General features: G+C 45.5%; 16 protein-coding genes and 1 other RNA gene. 12 read left to right on the top strand and 5 right to left on the bottom strand.

Features of this window, described 5'->3' with window-relative positions:
• The 3 genes from VMW01_13655 to rho form a co-directional block, all read right to left on the bottom strand.
• The coding region (locus VMW01_13655; GenBank protein HUW07297.1) for a hypothetical protein at positions 1 to 196 on the bottom strand (196 nt) is incomplete at its 3' end.
• A gap of 92 nt (positions 197 to 288) precedes the next feature.
• Positions 289 to 3,819: a pyruvate:ferredoxin (flavodoxin) oxidoreductase gene (nifJ, locus tag VMW01_13650; GenBank protein ID HUW07296.1), complete on the bottom strand. Its 3,531-nt coding sequence runs from the start codon at positions 3,817 to 3,819 to the stop codon at positions 289 to 291.
• A 217-nt stretch (positions 3,820 to 4,036) separates the two neighbouring features.
• Entirely contained in the window at positions 4,037 to 5,869 is a 1,833-nt protein-coding gene (rho, locus tag VMW01_13645) for a transcription termination factor Rho (GenBank protein ID HUW07295.1), read from the bottom strand.
• 306 nt (positions 5,870 to 6,175) lie between these two features.
• On the opposite strand from rho, the gene VMW01_13640 reads away from it, so the two are divergent.
• The 11 genes from VMW01_13640 to VMW01_13590 all read left to right on the top strand — a co-directional run bounded on the left by VMW01_13640 (position 6,176) and on the right by VMW01_13590 (position 17,208).
• Positions 6,176 to 7,039 (top strand): RNA polymerase sigma factor RpoD/SigA, encoded by an 864-nt coding sequence (locus VMW01_13640; protein ID HUW07294.1) that lies wholly within the window; start codon positions 6,176 to 6,178, stop codon positions 7,037 to 7,039.
• A gap of 62 nt (positions 7,040 to 7,101) precedes the next feature.
• The gene (gene rpe / locus VMW01_13635) at positions 7,102 to 7,752 is read left to right on the top strand and encodes a ribulose-phosphate 3-epimerase (GenBank protein HUW07293.1); all 651 of its coding nucleotides are present in this window, start codon (positions 7,102 to 7,104) and stop codon (positions 7,750 to 7,752) included.
• Between the two features lie 391 nt (positions 7,753 to 8,143).
• A complete protein-coding gene (locus VMW01_13630; GenBank protein HUW07292.1) occupies positions 8,144 to 8,974 on the top strand; it encodes a prephenate dehydratase in 831 nt (276 codons plus the stop codon).
• A gap of 23 nt (positions 8,975 to 8,997) precedes the next feature.
• Positions 8,998 to 10,167 carry an aminotransferase class I/II-fold pyridoxal phosphate-dependent enzyme gene (locus tag VMW01_13625; protein ID HUW07291.1) on the top strand — a complete coding sequence of 390 codons (1,170 nt, stop codon included), beginning with the start codon at positions 8,998 to 9,000 and terminating at the stop codon, positions 10,165 to 10,167.
• Between the two features lie 2 nt (positions 10,168 to 10,169).
• Entirely contained in the window at positions 10,170 to 11,021 is an 852-nt protein-coding gene (locus VMW01_13620; protein HUW07290.1) for a prephenate dehydrogenase/arogenate dehydrogenase family protein, read from the top strand.
• Between the two features lie 4 nt (positions 11,022 to 11,025).
• Positions 11,026 to 12,114, top strand: coding sequence for a chorismate mutase (locus tag VMW01_13615; protein ID HUW07289.1), 1,089 nt, complete (start codon positions 11,026 to 11,028; stop codon positions 12,112 to 12,114).
• A gap of 55 nt (positions 12,115 to 12,169) precedes the next feature.
• Positions 12,170 to 13,201, top strand: a complete 1,032-nt coding sequence (gene aroB, locus VMW01_13610) for a 3-dehydroquinate synthase (protein HUW07288.1) — start codon at positions 12,170 to 12,172, stop codon at positions 13,199 to 13,201.
• Positions 13,202 to 13,224: 23 nt separating this feature from the next.
• Positions 13,225 to 13,863, top strand: a complete 639-nt coding sequence (locus VMW01_13605; GenBank protein ID HUW07287.1) for a type I 3-dehydroquinate dehydratase — start codon at positions 13,225 to 13,227, stop codon at positions 13,861 to 13,863.
• Positions 13,856 to 14,794 (top strand): NAD(P)-binding domain-containing protein, encoded by a 939-nt coding sequence (locus VMW01_13600; protein ID HUW07286.1) that lies wholly within the window; start codon positions 13,856 to 13,858, stop codon positions 14,792 to 14,794. Before VMW01_13605 ends, VMW01_13600 begins: the two co-directional genes overlap by 8 nt.
• A complete protein-coding gene (aroA, locus tag VMW01_13595) occupies positions 14,763 to 16,001 on the top strand; it encodes a 3-phosphoshikimate 1-carboxyvinyltransferase (GenBank protein ID HUW07285.1) in 1,239 nt (412 codons plus the stop codon). The genes VMW01_13600 and aroA overlap by 32 nt, the downstream gene beginning before the upstream one ends.
• 238 nt (positions 16,002 to 16,239) lie before the next feature.
• Complete coding sequence (locus VMW01_13590) at positions 16,240 to 17,208, top strand: chorismate synthase (GenBank protein HUW07284.1); 969 nt, start codon at positions 16,240 to 16,242, stop codon at positions 17,206 to 17,208.
• Between the two features lie 34 nt (positions 17,209 to 17,242).
• On the opposite strand, the gene VMW01_13585 is transcribed toward VMW01_13590, so the two are convergent.
• A complete protein-coding gene (locus VMW01_13585) occupies positions 17,243 to 19,576 on the bottom strand; it encodes an ATP-binding protein (GenBank protein HUW07283.1) in 2,334 nt (777 codons plus the stop codon).
• A 156-nt stretch (positions 19,577 to 19,732) separates the two neighbouring features.
• Positions 19,733 to 20,134: a transfer-messenger RNA gene (gene ssrA, locus VMW01_13580) on the bottom strand.
• 130 nt (positions 20,135 to 20,264) lie between these two features.
• On the opposite strand from ssrA, the gene VMW01_13575 reads away from it, so the two are divergent.
• Positions 20,265 to 21,485 carry an NAD(P)-dependent oxidoreductase gene (locus VMW01_13575; GenBank protein ID HUW07282.1) on the top strand — a complete coding sequence of 407 codons (1,221 nt, stop codon included), beginning with the start codon at positions 20,265 to 20,267 and terminating at the stop codon, positions 21,483 to 21,485.
• The last annotated feature ends 5 nt before the right edge of the window (positions 21,486 to 21,490 follow it).

The following is a 21,490-nucleotide window of genomic DNA, read 5'->3' as shown; positions in this document are numbered from 1 at the left end:
TAAACTCGTAGCCGTCGAATCGGCTAACACCATTGGCTGTTGCAATCCAAATGTAGCCTTTTCTATCTTGAATTACATGGTATGTTTCAGAGGAAGGGATATCCTCGCCACCCCGAAAATGGATGTAGGGTGGAGTTTGTCCAACCATGGAAAAGTTGGTTAGAACTAAGAAAAACAGGATGACTAACTTCCTCACTGGAACGATGATGTTTATCGGTGAATATAAATAAAATTAAAACAAAAAAAGAGCGAGGTAACCCCCGCTCTCCTTAAGTTTATCAAATAGTTCTACTTTGAGAAATCCTGCTTCGAAAGCCGAACATATCCATTATACCGCCATTCCGCATTCTTCTGCGCAACAGCAAACAACTCAGAGGCCTCCGCTGGGAAAGACTTCTGAAGGGAGGTATACCTTACCTCGCCTTGTAGGAAGTCTTGGAACTTGCTCCAGTCTGGCTCTTTGCTATCAAGGGTGAATGGATTCTTACCCTCTGCTTCCAACATGGGGTTGAAGCGATACAGATGCCAATATCCAGACTCAACGGCGTGCTTAGCTTCGCGTTGAGTTGCTCCCATACCTGCATGTAAACCATGGTTGATACATGGAGCGTAGGCAATAATGAGCGATGGTCCAGGATAAGCTTCTGCTTCCTTTAGTGCCTGGAAGTATTGGTTCTGGCTGGCGCCCATGGCAACCTGTGCAACATATACATAGCCATAGGACATGGCCATCATACCGAGGTCCTTTTTACGAACCCGCTTTCCTGCTGCAGCAAACTTAGCAACGGCACCAACTGGGGTCGATTTGGACGACTGTCCACCGGTATTTGAGTAAACTTCGGTATCCAAAACCAGCACGTTTACATCTTCACCTGATGCCAATACGTGGTCAAGTCCACCGTATCCGATGTCGTAAGCCCAACCGTCACCACCAAAGATCCATATAGACTTCTTCACCAGATATTGCTGAAGATCTAGAATTTGCTTAGCAACAGGCGCAGTCTCTTTCTTCAAAATGGCAACGAGCTTGGCTGAAGCAACCTTCGACTTTTCGGAATTGTTCATGCCATCGAGCCACTCTTGCATAGCCGCTTTAGCCTCTGCACTAACCTCTCCATTCAAGCCCTCAGTCATAATGGATGCAAGGCGGCTGCGGAGATTGTCAACACCTGTAGCCATACCAAATCCAAATTCTGCATTGTCTTCAAAAAGTGAGTTAGCCCAAGCAACTCCCTTGCCCTCTTTATTGGCACAGTATGGAGTGGCAGGTGCAGAACCACCATAAATAGAGGAACATCCCGTAGCATTGGCTACCATCATGTGATCGCCATAAAGCTGGGTGATTGCCTTAATATAAGGGGTTTCGCCACAACCTGCGCAAGCACCGGAGAACTCAAATAGCGGTTGAGCAAACTGGCTGTTCTTAACTGTTTTTGTTTTATCGAGGACGGTATCTTTGTAGCCAACCTTAGTGTGCATGTAATTCCAGCGAGCATCTTCTACCATTTGGCTTTCAAGCGGCTGCATAACAAGTGCTTTTTTAGGTGCTGGACATACATCAACACAGTTACCGCAACCGGTACAATCCAGCGGGCTAATCTGTATCTTAAAGGAGTATTCCTTAATTCCACCATTACCCTTAACAGCCTTAGTGCCTTCTGGAGCGTTCTTAAGTTCCTCTTCGGTAAGTAGGAATGGACGAATTACAGCATGAGGGCAAACATAGGAGCATTGGTTACACTGGATACAGTTTTCACCAATCCACTCAGGAACATTAACGGCAATGCCACGCTTTTCGAAGGCAGTGGTACCTGCTGGGAAAGTTCCATCCTCACGACTGGTAAATGCACTTACAGGAAGGTCATCACCCTTTAGACTATTAATTGGGTCTACCACTTGTGAGATAAATGCTGGTGCATTGTGGCGAGCATTTGATGCATCGGCACCTAGCTTAGCCCACTCTGCTGGTATCGCAATCTTGGTAACGTCACCACCGCGGTCAACTGCTGCGTAGTTCATCTTAACAATATCTTCACCCTTACGGCCGAAGCTCTTGTCAATGGCTTTCTTCATGCTCTTAACGGCAAGGTCCGAAGGAATAACCTCAGCAATTTTGAAGAAAGCACTCTGCATAATGGTGTTGGTACGGTTGCCTAGTCCAATCTCCTCTGCAATAGCTGTTGCGTTGATAATGTAAAAGTTGACCTCGTTTTCTGCGAGCTGCTTCTTAATACTATTGGGCAACTTCGACTTGGTTTCTTCAACATCCCATAGGCTGTTCAACAGGAAGGTGCCTCCTTTACGGATGCCCTTAAGCATATCGTACTTACCAAGATATGAGGGTACATGGCAGGCCACAAAGTCTGGAGTATTTACAAGGTAAGGTGAACGAATTGGTTTATCACCAAACCGAAGGTGTGAAACGGTAATTCCACCAGACTTTTTGGAGTCGTAGGCAAAGTAAGCCTGAGCATACTTTTCGGTATTGTCACCAATAATCTTAATGGAGTTCTTGTTGGCTCCAACGGTTCCATCCGAACCAAGACCGTAGAACTTTGCCTGGAAGGTTCCCTTTGCACCAAGATTAATCTCGGGTCCAAGAGGGAGTGACTTGAAGGTCACGTCGTCAACAATGCCAACGGTGAATTGATTCTTAGGCTCTGCCATCTTGAGGTTCTCAAAAACGGCAATCATCTGTGCTGGTGTAGTATCCTTTGAGCTTAGGCCATAGCGTCCACCAACAACGAGAGGAGCATTAGCCTTTCCGTAGAAAAGTTCCTTAATATCTAAATAAAGAGGATCACCATTGGCACCGGGTTCCTTAGTACGATCGAGCACGGCAATACGCTTAGCCGATTTTGGGAACGCCTTTAGGAAATGCTTAATGGAGAATGGTCGGTAAAGGTGAACGTTGATAAGACCTACCTTCTCTCCTTTGGCATTAAGGTGGTCAACAACCTCCTTCAAGGTATCGCAAACCGAACCCATGGCCACAACGATGTTCTCCGCGTTGGGGTCGCCATAGTAATCAAAAAGATTGTATTCACGACCAGTAAGCTTACTTAACTCCTTCATGTAGCCTTCCACTGTTTCTGGAATGGCATCATAAAAGCTATTAGCCGCTTCGCGAGCCTGAAAATAAATATCGGGGTTTTGAGCGGTACCTCTGGTTACAGGGTGCTCAGGGTTTAGTGCTCTATCGCGGAAGGCTTGAAGTGCTTTCTGATCAACAAGACCAGCAAGTTCTTCCATATCGAGAGCCTCAATTTTCTGAATTTCGTGAGAAGTTCTAAAGCCGTCGAAAAAATGGAGGAAAGGAACGCGCCCCTTAATAGCTGCAAGATGGGCAACTGCTGCCAAATCCATAACTTCCTGAACGCTGCTGGTTGCCAGCATGGCAAATCCAGTTTGGCGAGTGGCCATAACGTCACTGTGGTCTCCAAAAATGGAAAGAGCCTGAGCAGCAAGGCTTCGAGCCGAAACATGGAAAACACCGGGGAGCAACTCACCAGAAATTTTGTACATGTTGGGAATCATGAGCAGGAGGCCCTGCGATGCAGTATAGGTAGTGGTTAGAGCACCCGACTGAAGAGAGCCGTGGAGTGCACCTGCTGCACCTGCTTCGCTTTGCATTTCAACAACCTTAACTGGTTGTCCAAAGATGTTTTTCCTACCAAATGCGGCCCATTCGTCAATATACTCAGCCATGGTTGACGACGGAGTGATGGGATAAATAGCCGCAACTTCGCTAAACATGTAAGCGATGTGAGAGGCAGCGTAATTACCGTCGCAGGTAATAAACTTCTTGCTTTTTGCCATTGTGGTATAGTTGTTTTATAATGTATAAACTAGGCTAACAAAAAAACATTCAAAGTTAGCACAAATTGAAAAATCTCGACTATGTTATTGAGCAAGTTCTGCGCATAATTGACTTATTCATTCTCAATTCAAATAATACTCAAACTACTCAAGATCACTGTACGCCAAAAAAAGTGCGGCTTAACACCGCACTTTCTCATGGTTGTATTAGATGCTTTTAGTCGCTATTCATGGAAATCAAAAACTCATCGTTGGATATCGTTTTAACCAACCTATCGCGGAGGAATTCCATTGCTTCAATAGAGTTCATGTCGGTAAGGTAGTTACGCAGGATCCAAAGTCGACGAAGAACATCCTTGTCCACCAGCAGGTCTTCACGACGGGTGCTGGAGGCAACAATGTCCACAGCAGGGTATACACGCTTGTTGGACAACTTCCGGTCGAGCTGCAGCTCCATGTTACCAGTTCCTTTGAACTCCTCAAAAATAACGTCATCCATTTTTGAACCGGTTTCGGTGAGTGCAGTGGCAAGAATTGTAAGGGATCCACCGTTTTCGATGTTACGAGCAGCGCCAAAGAAGCGTTTGGGCTTATGGAGCGCGTTAGCGTCAACACCCCCCGAAAGCACCTTGCCTGAAGCCGGTTGCACGGTATTAAAGGCACGTGCCAGACGAGTAATGGAGTCGAGTAAGATAACCACATCGTGGCCACACTCAACCAACCGTTTTGCCTTCTCAAGCACGATATTTGCAACCCTAACGTGCCTATCGGCAGGCTCGTCGAAGGTGGAGGCAATAACCTCAGCCTTTACGCTACGAGCCATGTCGGTAACCTCCTCAGGGCGCTCATCGATGAGCAGCACAATCATGTAAACTTCGGGGTGGTTGTCGGCAATTGCGTTGGCAATAGCCTTTAATAACATGGTTTTACCCGTTTTGGGCTGAGCAACAATTAGTCCGCGCTGCCCTTTACCAATGGGAGCAAACATATCCACAATTCGTGCAGAGAGATCGCGGTTACCATTGCCAATGAGGTTAAACTTTTCGTTGGGGAAAAGGGGTGTGAGATAGTCGAAGGAAACCCTGTCGCGAATATATTCTGGGTCACGACCGTTAATTTCAACAACCTTAATTAGAGGGAAATATTTCTCACCTTCTCTTGGTGGACGGATACTGCCGGTAACTGTATCGCCTGTTTTGAGACCAAAGAGCTTAATTTGAGATTGCGAAACATATACATCATCGGGCGAACTGAGATAGTTATAGTCCGAAGACCTTAAGAATCCATATCCATCGGGCATGATTTCAAGAACCCCTGTGGTGTTAATCAATCCATCGAAGTCAAAGCGATCTTGGCGTTTCTCAATACTTTTTTTCGCAAAAGGCAGCTGCACTACGCGAGGCTCATCCGCAACCGGAGGAGTGGCAGGGGCAACTTGAGCAACCTCCTGCTGTGAAGCAGCACCAGTCTCAATCTCAGTATTTAATCTCTCTTCTGCAATGATTTCTTCGGAAACCTCAGGAATATCGGCAGAAAGTTCGATGGCTGTGGTATCTTCAACACGTTGCCTGTTATCAGTCCAAGGTCGACCTTCTGGCGCATCTTTTCTCTTAAAGCGTTTACGCTCGCGAGACCTCTGGTCCGAATCGCCATGTTGTTCCTCTTTTGCAAAACGGGCAGAGGGAAGGATTACCTTGCGCACCTCTTCCTTCTTAACCTCCTTAACCGCTTCGGGTTTCGTTTCCAAAGGCCGACTCTCCGGCATTATCTGATTTTCACGAGGTACCAGTGGTCTAGCCTCTTCTCTACGAATATGTTCCTTCTTAACCAACGGTTCCTTTACTATTTCCTTTGGCTGCTCCCGTCGTCTTTCTATGGGCTCCCTTTTCTTAGGGTCTTTAATGTTTACATCCAGAACAGCCTGCGCATCAAGGATTCTATAAATTAGTTCCTGTTTCTTCAGAGATTCTATTCTTTTAATGTTCAATGTTTTGGCAATTTCCCGCAGTTCGGGAAGAAGCTTCTTATTCAGCTCCAGAATATCGTACATAACGTTATGTAAGGTTGGTAAATACTAGAAAAATATATGCTTTGCTGAGCAATTCGAAAATAATTGACAAGTGAGAATTGGAGCCACTACTGTTGAGGTGGGTACCTCAAGGGGTTGAACCCTAGTGTTTAATGGTGCAATAATAAACAAAATCTTTGAAAGAATGATTGTTTTGACCATTTTTTTTTAAAAAATATGTATAAAAAGACCAAAAAAAGGTCAATGCTTTTTTATTCTCATTCCTTTTATTACTTTCAGGGCGTAAAGAAACCGATTTTGTTCCCTGACCTGACCTGCACTTTACCTATGAGACAGCTCAAAATCACTAAGCAAGTAACCAACCGAGAAACCCCGTCGCTTGACAAGTATTTGCACGAGATTGGAAAGGTTGACTTGCTGTCCACAGAAGAGGAGGTAAGTCTCGCTCGTAAAATTAAGCATGGCGACGAAGCAGCACTACAGCAGCTAATTAAGGCAAACTTACGCTTTGTAGTTTCGGTTGCCAAGCAATACCAAAATCAAGGATTAAGCCTACCGGACCTGATTAACGAGGGTAACCTTGGTTTAATTAAGGCCGCGCAACGCTTCGACGAATCACGAGGATTTAAATTTATATCCTATGCAGTGTGGTGGATTCGCCAGTCGATCCTCCAGGCTCTTGCCGAACAAGCACGTATTGTACGCCTACCCCTCAATAAAATTGGCAGCCTCAACAAAATTAACAAAGCATTTTCGGAATTAGAGCAGCGTTTTGAACGTGAGCCAACCGTAGATGAACTTTCAGAAATACTAGAAATTGCGCCTCGCGATATTAAGGAGGCAATGAAAAGTTCCAATCGCCCTATCTCGATGGATGCCCCCATCAGCAACGACGACGATGGGAATATGTACGACGTGATGCTGAATACCGATACGCCAAGTCCCGACAAGGGCCTGCTTAACGATTCGCTCCGCCGAGAAATTGAGCGCGCTTTGGCGACCCTTACCGACAGGGAATCCACCATCGTAAAGCTTTACTTCGGGCTAAATGGTGCTCCGCCACACACCCTCGACGAAATTGGGCTCGAACTTGATCTTACGCGCGAGCGGGTTCGGCAGATTAAGGAGAAGGCCATAAAGCGACTTAAACATGCTACCCGAAGTAAAATACTCAAAACATATCTTGGCTAGAACCATCCCCCGGCTTTTGGGGGATTTTTTATTTTCATTAGCTTTGCTAAAAATAGTTATCCATGGATACAATTGTTGCCCCTTCGCTCCTATCTGCCAACTTTGGCAATCTTAAGGATGATATTGAAATGGTAAACCGCAGCCAGGCCGACTGGTTCCACTGCGACATTATGGACGGGTTATTTGTTCCAAACCTTTCCTATGGCTTTCCCATTATTGAGCAAATTAAGCGGTTGGCCAAGAAACCATTGGATGTGCACCTCATGATTGTTGACCCTGACCGATACCTAGAACGCTTTAAGGAGGCCGGTGCCGATATCCTGACCGTTCATATTGAAGCATGCACTCACCTCCATCGAACACTTCAGAAGATAAAGGCCTTAGGCATGAAGGCTGGCATCGCCCTTAACCCGCACACTGCTGTTAGCCAGCTTGAGGAGATTGTAACCGATGCCGATTTGGTGCTCATTATGTCGGTAAACCCAGGATTTGGTGGACAAAAATTTATAGAGAATAGCTATGCAAAAATTGCTCGTCTACGCGAAATGGCTGAACAGAAACATCACTCCCTTATAATAGAGGTCGATGGTGGCGTGGACACAGCTAATGCAGCAAGGCTCCACAGCGCAGGCGCAAACGCATTGGTTGCTGGCAATGCCATTTTTAAGGCAAAAAACCCTGAGGAGGTAATTGCAAAGCTAAAAATGTCTTAGTTTCTACGGAACTGTTTTTCATATTAAAAAAAACACTATAATTGTAACATTCAAAAGCACAATAATGATAAGCCAGAATTCATATTACGCCAACTCTTATTACTTTTTCTTTAGCGGAAGAAGGGGCTTGGCTTTGGTATGATTTTTAGATAGATAGTTTGAAATACCAAATAGAAAGCCCCGCGAAAACGGGGCTTTTTTAATTTATGATTATGAACAACCAACGGTACATGCAACTCTCCTCCCCTTGCCTCCAAAATGGAGCAGGTCAGTTTTACTTTTTCTATTACTATTTCTTCGACAACTGAGGGAACTAAGAAAGTGTGTGCAAACAAGACTTTTGAGGTTCCCCAGATGGGGAGCCTCTTTTTTTTATTAAAAGATAGGAATAATGAACCCTTCAAAAGTAGCAATCCAAGGAATTCTAGGCTCATTTCACGAGATGGCAGCCCAGCAATATTTTATGCACCCCATCGAGATTGATGAATGTATGACCTTTCGCCAACTGGTTCAACATGTTTCGGATGGTATCGCCAGTTTTGGTTTAATGGCAGTAGAAAATTCGGTCGTAGGCAGCATTCTGCCAAACTATGCGCTGCTGAGGGAGACAAAGCTCTTTGTTACGGGGGAGATTTACCTTCGCATTGTCCAGAACCTGATGGCTCTGCCCGGTGAAACGGTTGATTCAATAGGGGAAATTCACTCCCATCCGATGGCGCTTGCCCAATGCAGCCAATTTACCAATAGGTTGGCGAGCGTTAAGCTCGTAGAGGTAGACGATACCGCCCTAGCTGCTCAGCAAATTGCACAAAAGGGTCAACATGGCACTGCTGCAATTGGTAGCAAGCTTGCCGCCATTCAGTATGGATTAAATATCATCGCCGCCTCTATTGAATCGAATAAGGAGAACTACACACGATTCCTCATTGTAGAAAAGAAACCCCAGCAGTTAGAAGGGGCAAATAAAGCCAGCCTCTGCTTTTCAGTTGACCACCAGGTAGGTAGCCTAGCCACAACGCTTAAAATATTGGCCGAAAACGGAATCGACCTCACCATGCTTCAGTCGCTTCCAATGGTTGGCCGAAGCTGGGAGTACTACTTCCATGCTGATATAACCTTCACCAATTACAACCGATACCGCAGCACGCTGGAGCAAGTCCGGCAAAGGGTAAACTCGCTGCAACTAATTGGCGAATATCCACAAGGAAAGGTAGTATTATAAACAAAATCTTAATTCGGAATGCAATGATTGTCCCAACATCCAATAGGCTTATCCAGGTAGAGGAATACTTTTTCTCAAGAAAACTCTCAGAAATTGAGCGGCTCAAGCAACAGGGCATTGAGGTTATTAACCTAGGCATTGGCAATCCCGATTTGCCCCCACCCCCCGAAATGTTCGCCAGCTTGGCAGCAGCAAACAACCTTGAGCACAGCAATGGCTACCAGAGCTATAAAGGAATACCAGAACTTCGGAAATCCTTTTCCAATTGGTATAAGCGCTTCTTCAACGTCGATTTAAACCCCACCACAGAAGTGCTGCCGCTTCTTGGTTCCAAGGAAGGAATCATGCACCTCTCCATGGCTTTTTTAAATCCAGGTGATGAGGTATTGGTTCCCAACCCCGGCTATCCAACCTACGCCAATGCCGCGCTGCTCGCTGGAGCCACACCTATACCTTATCTTTTGGAGGAGGCAGCGGGATATCACCCAGATTTCTCTCTTCTTGAAAGTCTTGATTTGAGTAGGGTGAAGATGATGTGGGTAAACTACCCGCACATGCCCACAGGAGCAAAGGCTACGCCAGAGCTTATGACTCAGCTCGTTGAATTCGGAAGGAGGCACAATATCCTCATCTGCGCCGACAATCCCTACAGCTTTATCCTTAACGAAAACCCCGCAAGTATTCTATCAATTCCTGGGGCCAAGGAGGTGGCCGTTGAGCTGAATTCTCTAAGCAAGTCGCACAACATGGCGGGTTGGAGGGTTGGCATGTTGGCTGGACAAGAGTCCGTTGTAAAAGCGGTGTTGCAGCTTAAGAGCAACATGGACTCCGGCATGTCGCTTCCCGTTCAGCTGGCAGCGGCGGCAGCTTTAAACGTCGAGGACGATTGGTACAGCATGCTGAACAAGCACTACAGCATTCGACAAGAACTTGCGATTAGCATGGCTGAGATGCTTGGTTGCAGAGCAAATGCCAACCAAGCAGGCATGTTTGTTTGGGCAAAGATTCCAGACTGGGTATTCAGCACGGAGACCTTCTGTGATGAGATACTAAAACAAACAAGGGTATTTTTTACACCCGGAACCGTGTTTGGCTCAGCTGGAGAAGGATACCTGCGAATTTCACTTTGCGCAAGCGAAAAAACGCTTGCCGACGCCCGGTGTAGACTTCAGTCGTTCGATATACATCGCTAGCCATGGAAAAGCAGATTATAACCATTATTGGAGCTGGAATGATGGGTTGTTCATTGGCAGCAAGTCTTGGCCATTCTTGGCATATAGTTGGCGTAGATAACTCACCTAAAAATTTATGCTTTGCCTTGGATAAAGGCTACATACATGAAGCCCTGCCAATGGAAATGGCTGTAGCCATATCCAACATAGTAATTTTCGCTACACCAGCCGATGTTACGCTAAAGCTAGTATCCTCAATACTTGATACAGTAGGAGTGAATACGGTGGTCATGGATATTTCCTCTACCAAGGAGGTTATATGCCAACGTATTGCCGATCATCCTTACCGGTCGAAGTTTGTAGCTGCACACCCCATGACCGGTAGCGAAAAAACAGGGCCACAGTTTGCTGTTCCAAACCTTTACGAGGGCAAAAGGATTGCTATCTGTGAGTCGGAAAAGAGTTCGGGTAAAGCCCTTTTGGCGGTAAGTAAGCTCATTGTGGAACTAAAGATGAACCCATTCTATCTCACACCCAAATTACACGATTCCATTATGGCTGATATTTCACACCTACCACAAGCAACCGCATTCTGCCTTAGCAATGCAATAAACGGTAGCGATGGAATTTTAGAATGGGTAGGAACAGGCTTTGAATCCACCACCAGAATTTCCGGAAGCACAGCTGAAGTATGGCTTCCCGTTCTTTTTCAGAACAAAACCAACGTGGCAAAAGGAATTCGAAAGTTGATTGAGAATCTTGAAGCAACCGTCGATGCCCTTGAATCGGATAATGTTGCTGCAATGCAAGCCATTATAGTAAAAGCTAACGCACTACAGAACAAAATTGAACAGTTAAAACAACTCAAGGAATAAGAAAATGGAAACAAAAAGATTCGATGGAATAGTTCCTCCCAAGGAGTGGCTACTAGGAATTAACGAGCCGCTAATTATTGCAGGACCTTGCAGCGCCGAAACGGAGGAACAGGTAATGGCAACCGCCACACAGCTCAAAGCAGATGGCCGTGTGCATATTTTTCGCGCCGGTATTTGGAAACCAAGAACCCAACCCAACTCCTTTGAAGGTGTTGGCAGCGTTGGGCTAGAGTGGCTACGACGCGTTAAGAGGGAAACCGGGTTGGCAGTTGCCACCGAAATTGGTTCCGCCAAGCATGCTTTTGAAGCCATTAAGTATGGCGTAGACCTACTTTGGATTGGCGCTCGCACCACCTCCAATCCCTTTGCAATGCAGGAAATTGCTGAGTCGCTTCGTGGCGTTGACATTCCTGTGTTAGTGAAAAATCCGCTTAGCCCCGACCTCGACCTCTGGCTTGGTGCAATAGAGCGACTACACGCTGTAGGAATACGCAAGTTGGGTGCCATTCACCGCGGATTCTTCACTTGGGAAAAAACCGAACTGCGGAATCAACCATCCTGGCATATACCCCTGGAAATGATGCGCAAATTTCCCGAACTACCTGTGCTTTGCGACCCCAGCCACATTTCAGGAAAGCGGGAGCTCGTGCCATCCCTTGCTCAGCGAGCTTTCGACATTAGAATGCATGGCCTTATGGTGGAAACTCACATTACACCCGAAACTGCTTGGAGCGATGCACGGCAACAACTCACCCCTGAAAGTTTCGGCACAATGCTGTCCAGCCTCATACAGTCTAGTGAGGTAGAGCCTAACAACCTCCACCTTAACAACCTGAGGGCGGAAATCGACGAGATCGATGACCAGTTAATTAGTATATTAGCCCGTAGAATGCATACCGTTGAAAAGATTGCAGCATTAAAAAGTGAAGAAAACCTTAATGTGATTCAACCTAAACGCTGGAAGGATGTTATGATAAAGGTAAAGACAACCGCACAAAATCGGGGTCTTCGACCAACCTTTGCCGAAGGGCTTTTCAATGCAATTCATGAAGAGTCAGTATTACTTCAGGCCGATATTCTTCGAGAAAAATGAGACCTAGTATTGAATAATGGTCTAAATTTATGCTGTAATTCCAAATAGCACCGCCATGAAAAAAATAAACGTGCAAGGCCAACACTCCTCTTCTACCATCTTAGTTGGGGAAAGCCTTCTAAAGCTAAAGGAATACATCCCCGAGGAGAATACCTTTATTATTACCGACAAAAATGTTTATCAGCTCTACCAAAGCCACTTCCCTCGAATGCCACTCTTTATTATTGAACCGGGAGAAGAATCCAAATCGCTTAAGGTTGCTGAAGAAATCTACCGATGGTTACTTCAGGAAAATGCTGATAGAAAGTCGTTTATTGTTGGAATTGGCGGTGGAGTGGTATGCGATGTAGCCGGGTTTATAGCCTCAACTTACATGCGTGGAATTCGATTCGGATTTGTTTCGACCACCCTCCTTTCACAGGTAGACGCCAGCGTTGGCGGAAAGAATGGCCTCGATCTTGACGGCTACAAGAATATAATTGGTACATTTAACCAGCCTGAGTTTGTGATTTGCGATACAGCATTGCTGTCCACACTTCCCATTACTGAGCTCCGATGTGGTTTTGCTGAGGTGGTTAAGCATACCCTCATTGCCGATAAGGCAATGTTTGAGAGGTTGGAAGTCAATTACCACAAGGCCCTTTCGCTCGAAAAAGAAATAATAGATGAGCTGGTTATCAACAGCATCAGCATTAAAGCAGCTATTGTTTCGCTCGATGAACGCGAAAAGGGGGAGCGACGCAAGCTAAACCTTGGCCACACGTGGGGCCACGCCATCGAAAAGATAACTGGAATACCCCACGGTGAAGCGGTAAGCATCGGCATAGCTTTTACTGCTTGGCTCTCTGAAAAACGAGGGCTACTCAAGTCGAAAGAGAAGGAAAGAACCATTGCTCTACTTAAAAACTTGGGATTGCCCGTCTCCACCGATGTGTCGCGTGAAGCCGCAGTGGAAGCAATGTTGCGTGACAAAAAACGTGAGGGTGGAAATCTTCATTTTGTGATGATGAATGGGATTGGACAGGTTAAAATTGATAATATTCCTGTGGATAAGCTCAAGGAGTGCATACTTGGAGCAGATCATTAATCGCTCCTAAACGAAACAAAACAATGATTTGTGTAAGCCTTTCGGGTCTCAAAACCTCTGAAATTCTAAATGAAATAAAAGAGTTGCCGATGGTAGAACTTCGGCTCGACCTGATGGACAATAGCCTTGCCGATATTGAGAAAATCTTTCGGTCGCATGCAAACCTTATTGCAACCTGCCGACCAAATAAGTTGAGCGACCAGGAACGGAAGAAACGTCTATCAGCTGCCATTGCTGGCGGAGCAGCCTATGTTGATATCGAAAATGAGGCTGGGCAGGAATGGAAAAATGAGATCAAAGAGATGGCCCACCAAAATAGGGTAAGGGTGATAATCAGTAGCCATAACTTTCAGGAAACACCCGCTTCCACAGAACTTATTAGTCTGATACAAGCCATGCAATCACAAGGAGCAGAATTGGTTAAGCTAGCGTGCCAGTGTAACTCAAAAGAGGATTCAGCTCGTATTCTATCGCTCTATGCTCATTTCACAAAGCTTATTGCTATTGGTATGGGTCCACTGGGAATAGTAACACGCATAGCAGCTCCATTTCTGGGAGCACCCTTTACTTTTGCTGCTGGCAAAGCAGGAATTACCGCTCCCGGCCAGCTACCATACCACGAAATGCAACAAATTTTTCAAATAATAAATAAAGGTGAGTAAGAAACTAATTTTTGCAGTATTTGGGAACCCCGTGCTACATAGCAAAAGCCCCCAAATGTTCAATCACGTATTTGCCCAAGAAAAGGTTGATGCCTTCTACACGCGTGTTTGGTTGGACGACGGTCACGATGTGGTTGACACTATGCGACAGCTAGGTCTCTCGGGTGCTAACATCACTTCACCTTTTAAAGAGGCGGTGTTAAACTGTTTAGACTCAGTTGGAGAAGAGGCCGCGAATATTGGCAGCGTAAATACCATTGTATTACAAGGGACTAAAGCTATTGGCTACAATACCGATTGCTATGGCGTTGTTCGTGCTGTTGAAGAAGCAGGCTTAACAATTGCCAACCGAAAGTGCCTCGTACTAGGTGCTGGTGGTGCAGGAAAAGCAGCCGCTTGGGGGTTACTAAAGGCAGGTGGAAATGTTTTCATAGCCAACCGTAATACTCTAAAAGCTGAACGATTTGCAAATAAGATTGGGTGTAGTGCAATAAGCATCGCAAAAGCAGAGGAGATGATTGGTCAGTTTGACTTACTGGTTTCAACACTACTCCCAGATGTAAATCCATTTAGTTTGAAATCGCTACCCTCTACACTTCCCGTGCTTGACGCTAACTACAAAGCATCAAAGGTTGCAGCGATGGCTACTACATCTGGTTGCAAAGTAATTCAAGGAGAACGATGGTTGGTGCATCAGGCCGAACTTGCCTATAATTTTTTCCTTGGTGACCCTCCACCGCTAATTATGCTCGAAGCAGGGTTTCAGGAGGAACTTAATGCCGATAAGCTAATAATCTCAACGCCTGATTTCAGCGAAACCCTTGACATTGGTGTGCTCAAACCCGATTTAATTATTCCAGTTGGGGACAAAACCGACTTGGACATTCAGGAGATTATTCATGAAGAGAGTAATAAAGCCTTCGGCCGTTAGCGGCACAATTTCGGTACCAGCCTCAAAAAGCGTAGCCCAACGTGCCATTGCGGCAGCAATGCTAGCCACCGGTAGAAGCACGATAACTAATGTGGGGTCAAGTAACGATAGCCTTGCTGCACAAGGCATTGCAACTGCATTAGGTGCGATGGTCGAAGGCGACGCTACCAGACTCTTCATAACAGGAATGGAGGGTAAGCCTGCGAACCAACTTTTCTGTGGTGAATCGGGTCTAAGCATTAGGATGTTTACCCCCATTGCAGCAACATTCTCGGAGGAGATAACCCTAATTGGCGAAGGTTCGCTCGTTACAAGGCCCATGCAGCTAATAGAGGAGCCTCTCCGTATGCTTGGTGCCCAGTGCCATACCACCGAAGGATTTCTTCCAATTTCGGTAAAGGGTCCACTTACAGGTGGTAAAGCTGCTCTCGATGGATCGCTCGGTTCACAAATGCTAACCGGTCTTCTGATGGCTGCACCTTTAGCCAAAAACGATGTAGTATTACAGGTGAAAAACCTGAAAAGCAAACCATATATCGACCTTACTCTCGAGGTGATGCATACGTTTGGAATAGCTGTTAAGAACACCAATTACCGGCAATTTAATATTAAAGCAGGCCAACACTACCAACCTACAAATTTTAATGTGGAAGGCGATTGGAGCAGCGCAGCTTTCATGCTGGTAGCAGGAGCCATTGGCGGTAGTGTAAGGGTTGATAATCTAATATTAAATTCCCAGCAGGCAGATAGAGCCATCCTTGAGGCCTTAAGGCTAGCCGGAGCAAACATCCGATTTAAAGATTCTGCCATTGAGGTTTCAAAAACACCGCTCACCAGCTTCTGCTTCGATGCTACCGACTGTCCCGACCTCTTTCCTCCGCTAGTAGCCCTGGCCGCCTCCTGTTTAGGAAAGTCTGAAATTATTGGTATTGAGCGACTTGCCCACAAGGAGAGCGATCGTGCAAAGGCCCTCCAGCGTGAATTTGAAAAGTTGGGTATTGTCATCAAAATAAAGGGAAACTCCATGCATATTACTGGTGGAAAGATGCACGGAGCCAGAATCAATTCGCATAACGACCACCGAATTGTGATGGCGGTGGCAGTGGCTGCACTTGTTGGCAGCGAGGAGGTAACCATAGAGGGAGCTGAATGCGTGGCAAAATCCTACCCACGGTTTTTTGAAGACTTGGAGAAGATTTGCAAATAGTGAATTGTGAACCGAGCTTGCGAGTTCCGTCAAGTAGCCGGACAGGTCGCCGAAGGCAATAGTGAACTGAACTTGCCCGTTCCGCCCAGATGTTGGACAGGTCGCCGAAAGCAATGGAATTGTGAATAGAAAAAAGTAAAAAGACTCTTGACTGGTTGAAATTTTATGCAAATCCAAGCATGGTATGGTATTAAAATCCTAACAACCTAAAACGCTAAAAACCTAAACTGCAAAAAGAATGAATAGCTACGGTAGAAAATTTCGCATTAGCATATTTGGAGAATCGCACGGGAAATCGGTGGGAATAACTGTTGATGGTTGTCCACCAGGAATTGCTCTCTCCGAACAGGATTTTTTGGCCGACCTCTCCCGCAGAAAAAGCGGAGCCAAGGGCACAACTCCTCGACAGGAGGCGGATTTGCCAGAACTTATCTCCGGCGTTTTTAATGGATTCACCACCGGAGCACCCATATCCATTCTTTTCCGCAATACAAATACCCAATCGGGAGACTATGCAAATCTGCAAGCCTCACCCCGTCCAGGACATGCCGATTTTGTAGCTGACGTAAAGTTCAAGGGGTTTCAAGATTACCGTGGAGGTGGACATTTTTCCGGAAGGTTAACCCTCGCATTGGTGGCTGCCGGTGTGGTGGCAAAAAAAATTATCACTCCTGTAACCATCTCCTCCCACTTAGTTGAGGCAGGTGGCGAATCGAACATTGAGGCTGCAGTTGAAAAAGCAATGGCTACAGGCAATTCCATAGGAGGTATTGTGGAATGTCGAGCGGAAAATTTACCTGTAGGATGGGGAGAGCCATTCTTCGATAGCGTAGAATCGGCTATAAGCCATATAGTGTTTGCCATTCCTGCTGTTAAGGGCATTGAGTTTGGTTCAGGTTTTCAGGCAGCAAAAATGACTGGTAGCCAGCACAACGACCCCATTCTTAACCTGGAGGGAAAAACAAAATCGAATAATGCAGGGGGGATTAACGGTGGCGTTACCAACGGTAATGAGTTGGTCTACCGAATTGCCATCAAACCAACCTCCAGCATTGGTATTGAGCAGCAAACCCTCAACAGGTCAACAGGAAGAGTTGAATCGCTAAAGATTGAAGGGCGCCATGATGCTTGCATTGCACTTCGAGTGCCAGTGGTGCTTGAAGCCGCTACAGCCGTGGCATTAGCTGATCTAAAATTACTCTTTTAAAAGTTCAACGGCATAGGTGCAATACGGATAAGGCTCAATCATCCATCGGAAGCGTAAAGTAGAAGGTTGTTCCCTTCCCCTCCTCCGATTCAAACCATATTTTGCCACCCATCAATTCAATTAAATTTTTGGAGATGGCAAGACCTAAGCCAGTTCCGCTATTAACTTTTTCTGAGGACGAGCCATAGCTCGTAAATCGCTCAAATATTTTGTTACTTCTTTCGGGGGAAATTCCACAACCGGTATCGGAACAGTAAAAGGTGACAATGGAAGAGCCAGCATCCAGTGGTAGAAAACCAAAGTCGACCCTGCCTTCATCGGTGAATTTGTAGGCATTGTGTATTAGGTTCACCAAAATCTGACGCAGCCGCTGTGGATCCACCTTTATGCTCAGCGGTCCAGAGCAAGATAAAGTCAACTTTAGATTTTCATGGTCCTTAGCCTCAAATAATACTTTATGTATTGCATACACCTCCGCAAGCACCTTTGGAACATCAGTCTTCTCTCGAACGATGCGAATTTGTCCCGATTCCAGCTTAGAAATGTCGATGATGTCGTTTATAAGGGTAAGGAGTGAATTGGTCGATGACTGGATTAGCTTAATATACTTTTCTTTTCTTTCCTCTGTTATGCTTGTTTTTTGAAGTAAGGATGAGAAGCCCACAATGGCGTTCATGGGCGTTCGAATCTCGTGAGACATGTTGGCCAAAAATGCCGATTTAAGTTTATCAGATGCTTCTGCACGTTTCTTGGCCATAACCAGCTCCATCTCATGGTTGCGAATCTCGGTGATATCGGTCAGCACCACCATTAACCTATTCTTCAGAGGCTTAATTATTCTGGCAACAAAATACTTATTCTCCCCATTTTTACAGGTAACCCACATCTCCTCCATCGACTTTCCATCCAAAGGGTCAGTCGCAAAGAAAGTGATCCACCGCTCCCTAATCTCTTGCCTGTAATCCTCTTGCCTATACGCTTGCAAAAACCAGTCTGAAAGGGCAGGAACATCCTCAAGAGTATACCCCAAATGCTTTAACCATGCGTCGTTTATATAGGTGAATACCTCGTCCTCCATAATGGTAATTGCGTCGGGATACAGCTCCACAAGTTGGCGAAAGGTTGTTTCAACCTGCGCACGGTTGTCCTCAAGCTCCCGAGCAATGGTGGCAATATTTTGAAACTCTAAGAAGTTTAGCTCTACGGTTGTATCAGTGGATGGGTTTGTAGCAATTGTTTGCATGAATTTAATGAGGCGTTGAGTACTCCGGGCCAGCTGCTTACTAAACCGATATGCCAGTAGATAGGAAAACACCAGGCTAAACAATAATAGCGCAAAGAAATATACAAGCGAAATAAGGTATGATTTGAATAGCTGCGCCTCATTTCGCGCTGATTCTGCCTCCAACTCATCCAAATAAACACCAGCACCAACCATCCATTTTAGCTGTGGCATCCCCTTTACAAAGGAGACTTTAGGGTAAATTAAGGAGTCTACGGAATAGACTTTTTGGCCCGGAGGCGAAACCTTTCGCCAGGAGTAAAATATATAATCACCCTGTGGCTTTTGACAAGCAGTATACTCCATCTGAATAACCTTATTGCCCTTGGGATCCTCTAGGTTCCATAGGTTTGGGTTACCCATTGTTACATTACCGTTGGTAAGAAGTGGATCGCCCGAGTAAGTGTTCACAAAAATATAACCTTCACCATTTTTTCCAAAACGGATGAGCGACAGCTCGTCAAGGGTCTCCTTAGTCCAAACGCTGTTGAGATTAGTCCAGCTGGCAGAGGTACCAATAATTTTATCTAATTTAGGCTGCTTTCTAAGGTAGGTTATCCGAATATTCGGTAATCTATTATCAGGCATGGTGTCATACTGAAAAACGAACACTTCACCATACTTATGAAGAGCGCTGCTCACCTGACCTACTGTTTGGGGAAAAGTATCAATGGCAATAAACTTCGTACCCAATATCTGTGCAAGATTACGACTCTGAAAGTAAAATACACTTCTTGGACAAGCAATTACACCAGCTGAACAAGGTGTAACTAATTTAATTGAACTCTTGTTAGTTGTTTCTAACCCCTCATTTTTACCTGCGCTTACCGCACTTCGCATATTTTTACAAACTGTAGCAAAAAAGGTTGAATGGTGAAAAGCGATAATCTTTATGGCCTTATCAACCTCGTTATGAATAATTGCTTTCTGCTCATTTAGCTTCTCAACCCTGTAACTTTGGCTATTCTGAGTAAACTCGATATATTCGGTGGTAAGGTATACTATGCCCACTATAGCGAAGGAGAAAAGAGTTACCAGTAAGTTGTATTGCCTAAAAGCTTTCGCTATTTTTTTTCTCGATTTCATCTGCAAAGAGGTGTGTTCGACAGAAGGCAATTTAGAACCTAAAACTGGTTATAGCAAGCAATTAGTAAAACAATCATCAACGGATTACCGTCCATCATCATAAGGTCACTGCCTAATGGACACTAAATCAAAAACGCTCCCTATAAAGGAGCGTCTCTGTGGAGCTGCCGGGAGTCGAACCCGGGTCCAAACAAGGAAGCCAGTTGGTTTCTACATGCTTATCTCTTCTTAATTTTCGAGAATGGCCTGGTGAAGAGAACCCGAACCAATCCTTATCCTCTTAATCTCGCTGAGGGGTAGAGGTGTATTCTCAGCTATTCCCGTTGGATCGGTGCCCCATATGCTAGGAGTAACAGGACGGAACTCCTTGCGAGACATCTCGTTCCCCGCTACCTTGAGCAGGGAATGAAGCTTAATTACTCTAAGAGTGATTAGGCAGCGAGAGCGTAATTGTTTTCGCCGTATAAAAGTTTGCGCATTGATATTTACGAGCAAACAACGCAACGCTCGGCATGCTTCCAACCCGTTTCTGCTTGCTGTCAAAACCAAGACAGCCCCGAGTAAAAAGTTTACAAATATACGCAATTGCTGGTTGCCTTTGCAAATAATTTACCGAAAAGGCTGTGAAATTCAGCGGCTATTTGCTACTTTCGCCCCCACCCACCCATTTACTACTAGCTGTATACCTATGAAAGATCATTTCAAAATTGGCGTTTTAAAGGAGACTAAAACACCACCAGACAGAAGAGTTGCGCTCCCGCCTACCCAGGTTAAAGAGTTAATGGAGCGCTATCCAAACATTCAGGTTGTAGTTCAGCCAAGCGATTACCGGTGTTACCGCAACGATGAGTATGAAGCCTTAGGAATCCCCTTGGTGGAGGATGTTTCCGACTGCGATCTGCTCCTTGGGGTAAAGGAGGTAAAAATTGAGGCTCTAATCCCAAACAAAACATACCTGTTTTTTTCCCACGTTGCCAAAAAGCAACACCATAACCAGCAGCTAATAAAAGCCATTGCCAACAAGGGAATAACCCTTCTCGACCATGAATACCTGACCGACAAAAATAACGTTCGGTTGGTAGCTTTTGGCAGATGGGCTGGGATTGTTGGAGCCTACAATTGCCTTCGGGCCAAAGGAATTCGAACCGATTATTTCTCGCTTAAGCCAGCGCACCACTGCCACGATAAAAACGAGCTGTTCGAGCAGCTAAAGCCTATTCGATTACGACCCATTAAGCTGCTCATTACTGGCGGCGGACGGGTAGCCAATGGAGCGCTCGAAACCTTTCGCGCCCTAAATATTAAGGAGGTATCTCCTGAAGATTTTCTCACCAAAACATACGACGAAGCCGTCCTCACTCGACTCGACCCGTGGCATTACGTCAAGCGAAAAGATGGAAAAGAGTTTGAATGGAAGCATTTTAGCGATTCTCCTGCGGAATATGAGTCCACCTTCCTCCCATATACCAAAGTAACCAACCTATTTGTAGCATGCCATTTCTGGGACTTCCGCTCACCCCATTTTTTTACAGCAGAAGATATGCGTAGTCCCGATTTCAAAATATCGGTTATTGCCGACGTAAGCTGTGACGTAGGTGGTCCAATTCCTTCAACCCTCAGGGCCACAACCATTGCTGAACCATTCTTTGGTTACAACCCTATCACCGAAAAGGAGGAAGTTGCCTTTACAAGCAAGAAGAATATCACAATAATGTCGGTAGATAATCTGCCCGGTGAGCTACCGCGCGATGCCTCAGAGGATTTTGGCAAGGCATTAATTGAAAAGGTGCTGCCCTGTTACGTTACCGACGACTGTGATGAAGTACTTCAACGGGCAACCATTCTTGAAAACGGAAAACTAACCGAACGGTACAAATATCTGACAGATTATCTGGCTGGTAATGAATAAACTGG

It is taken from the genome of Williamwhitmania sp., assembly GCA_035529935.1.
Classification (GTDB): domain Bacteria; phylum Bacteroidota; class Bacteroidia; order Bacteroidales; family Williamwhitmaniaceae; genus Williamwhitmania.
This window is presented reverse-complemented; position numbering and strand designations above follow the sequence as displayed.

Bases quoted from the DNA above. Each gene is read 5' to 3' on its own strand.
- nifJ (HUW07296.1), bottom strand. From the start codon at position 3,819: ATGGCAAAAAGCAAGAAGTTTATTACCTGCGACGGTAATTACGCTGCC.
- VMW01_13640 (HUW07294.1), top strand. From the start codon at position 6,176: ATGAGACAGCTCAAAATCACTAAGCAAGTAACCAACCGAGAAACCCCG.
- VMW01_13605 (HUW07287.1), top strand. From the start codon at position 13,225: ATGATTTGTGTAAGCCTTTCGGGTCTCAAAACCTCTGAAATTCTAAAT.
- VMW01_13615 (HUW07289.1), top strand. From the start codon at position 11,026: ATGGAAACAAAAAGATTCGATGGAATAGTTCCTCCCAAGGAGTGGCTA.
- VMW01_13575 (HUW07282.1), top strand. From the start codon at position 20,265: ATGAAAGATCATTTCAAAATTGGCGTTTTAAAGGAGACTAAAACACCA.
- VMW01_13585 (HUW07283.1), bottom strand. From the start codon at position 19,576: ATGAAATCGAGAAAAAAAATAGCGAAAGCTTTTAGGCAATACAACTTA.
- VMW01_13625 (HUW07291.1), top strand. From the start codon at position 8,998: ATGATTGTCCCAACATCCAATAGGCTTATCCAGGTAGAGGAATACTTT.
- rpe (HUW07293.1), top strand. From the start codon at position 7,102: ATGGATACAATTGTTGCCCCTTCGCTCCTATCTGCCAACTTTGGCAAT.
- VMW01_13590 (HUW07284.1), top strand. From the start codon at position 16,240: ATGAATAGCTACGGTAGAAAATTTCGCATTAGCATATTTGGAGAATCG.
- rho (HUW07295.1), bottom strand. From the start codon at position 5,869: ATGTACGATATTCTGGAGCTGAATAAGAAGCTTCTTCCCGAACTGCGG.
- aroA (HUW07285.1), top strand. From the start codon at position 14,763: ATGAAGAGAGTAATAAAGCCTTCGGCCGTTAGCGGCACAATTTCGGTA.
- VMW01_13620 (HUW07290.1), top strand. From the start codon at position 10,170: ATGGAAAAGCAGATTATAACCATTATTGGAGCTGGAATGATGGGTTGT.
- VMW01_13630 (HUW07292.1), top strand. From the start codon at position 8,144: ATGAACCCTTCAAAAGTAGCAATCCAAGGAATTCTAGGCTCATTTCAC.
- aroB (HUW07288.1), top strand. From the start codon at position 12,170: ATGAAAAAAATAAACGTGCAAGGCCAACACTCCTCTTCTACCATCTTA.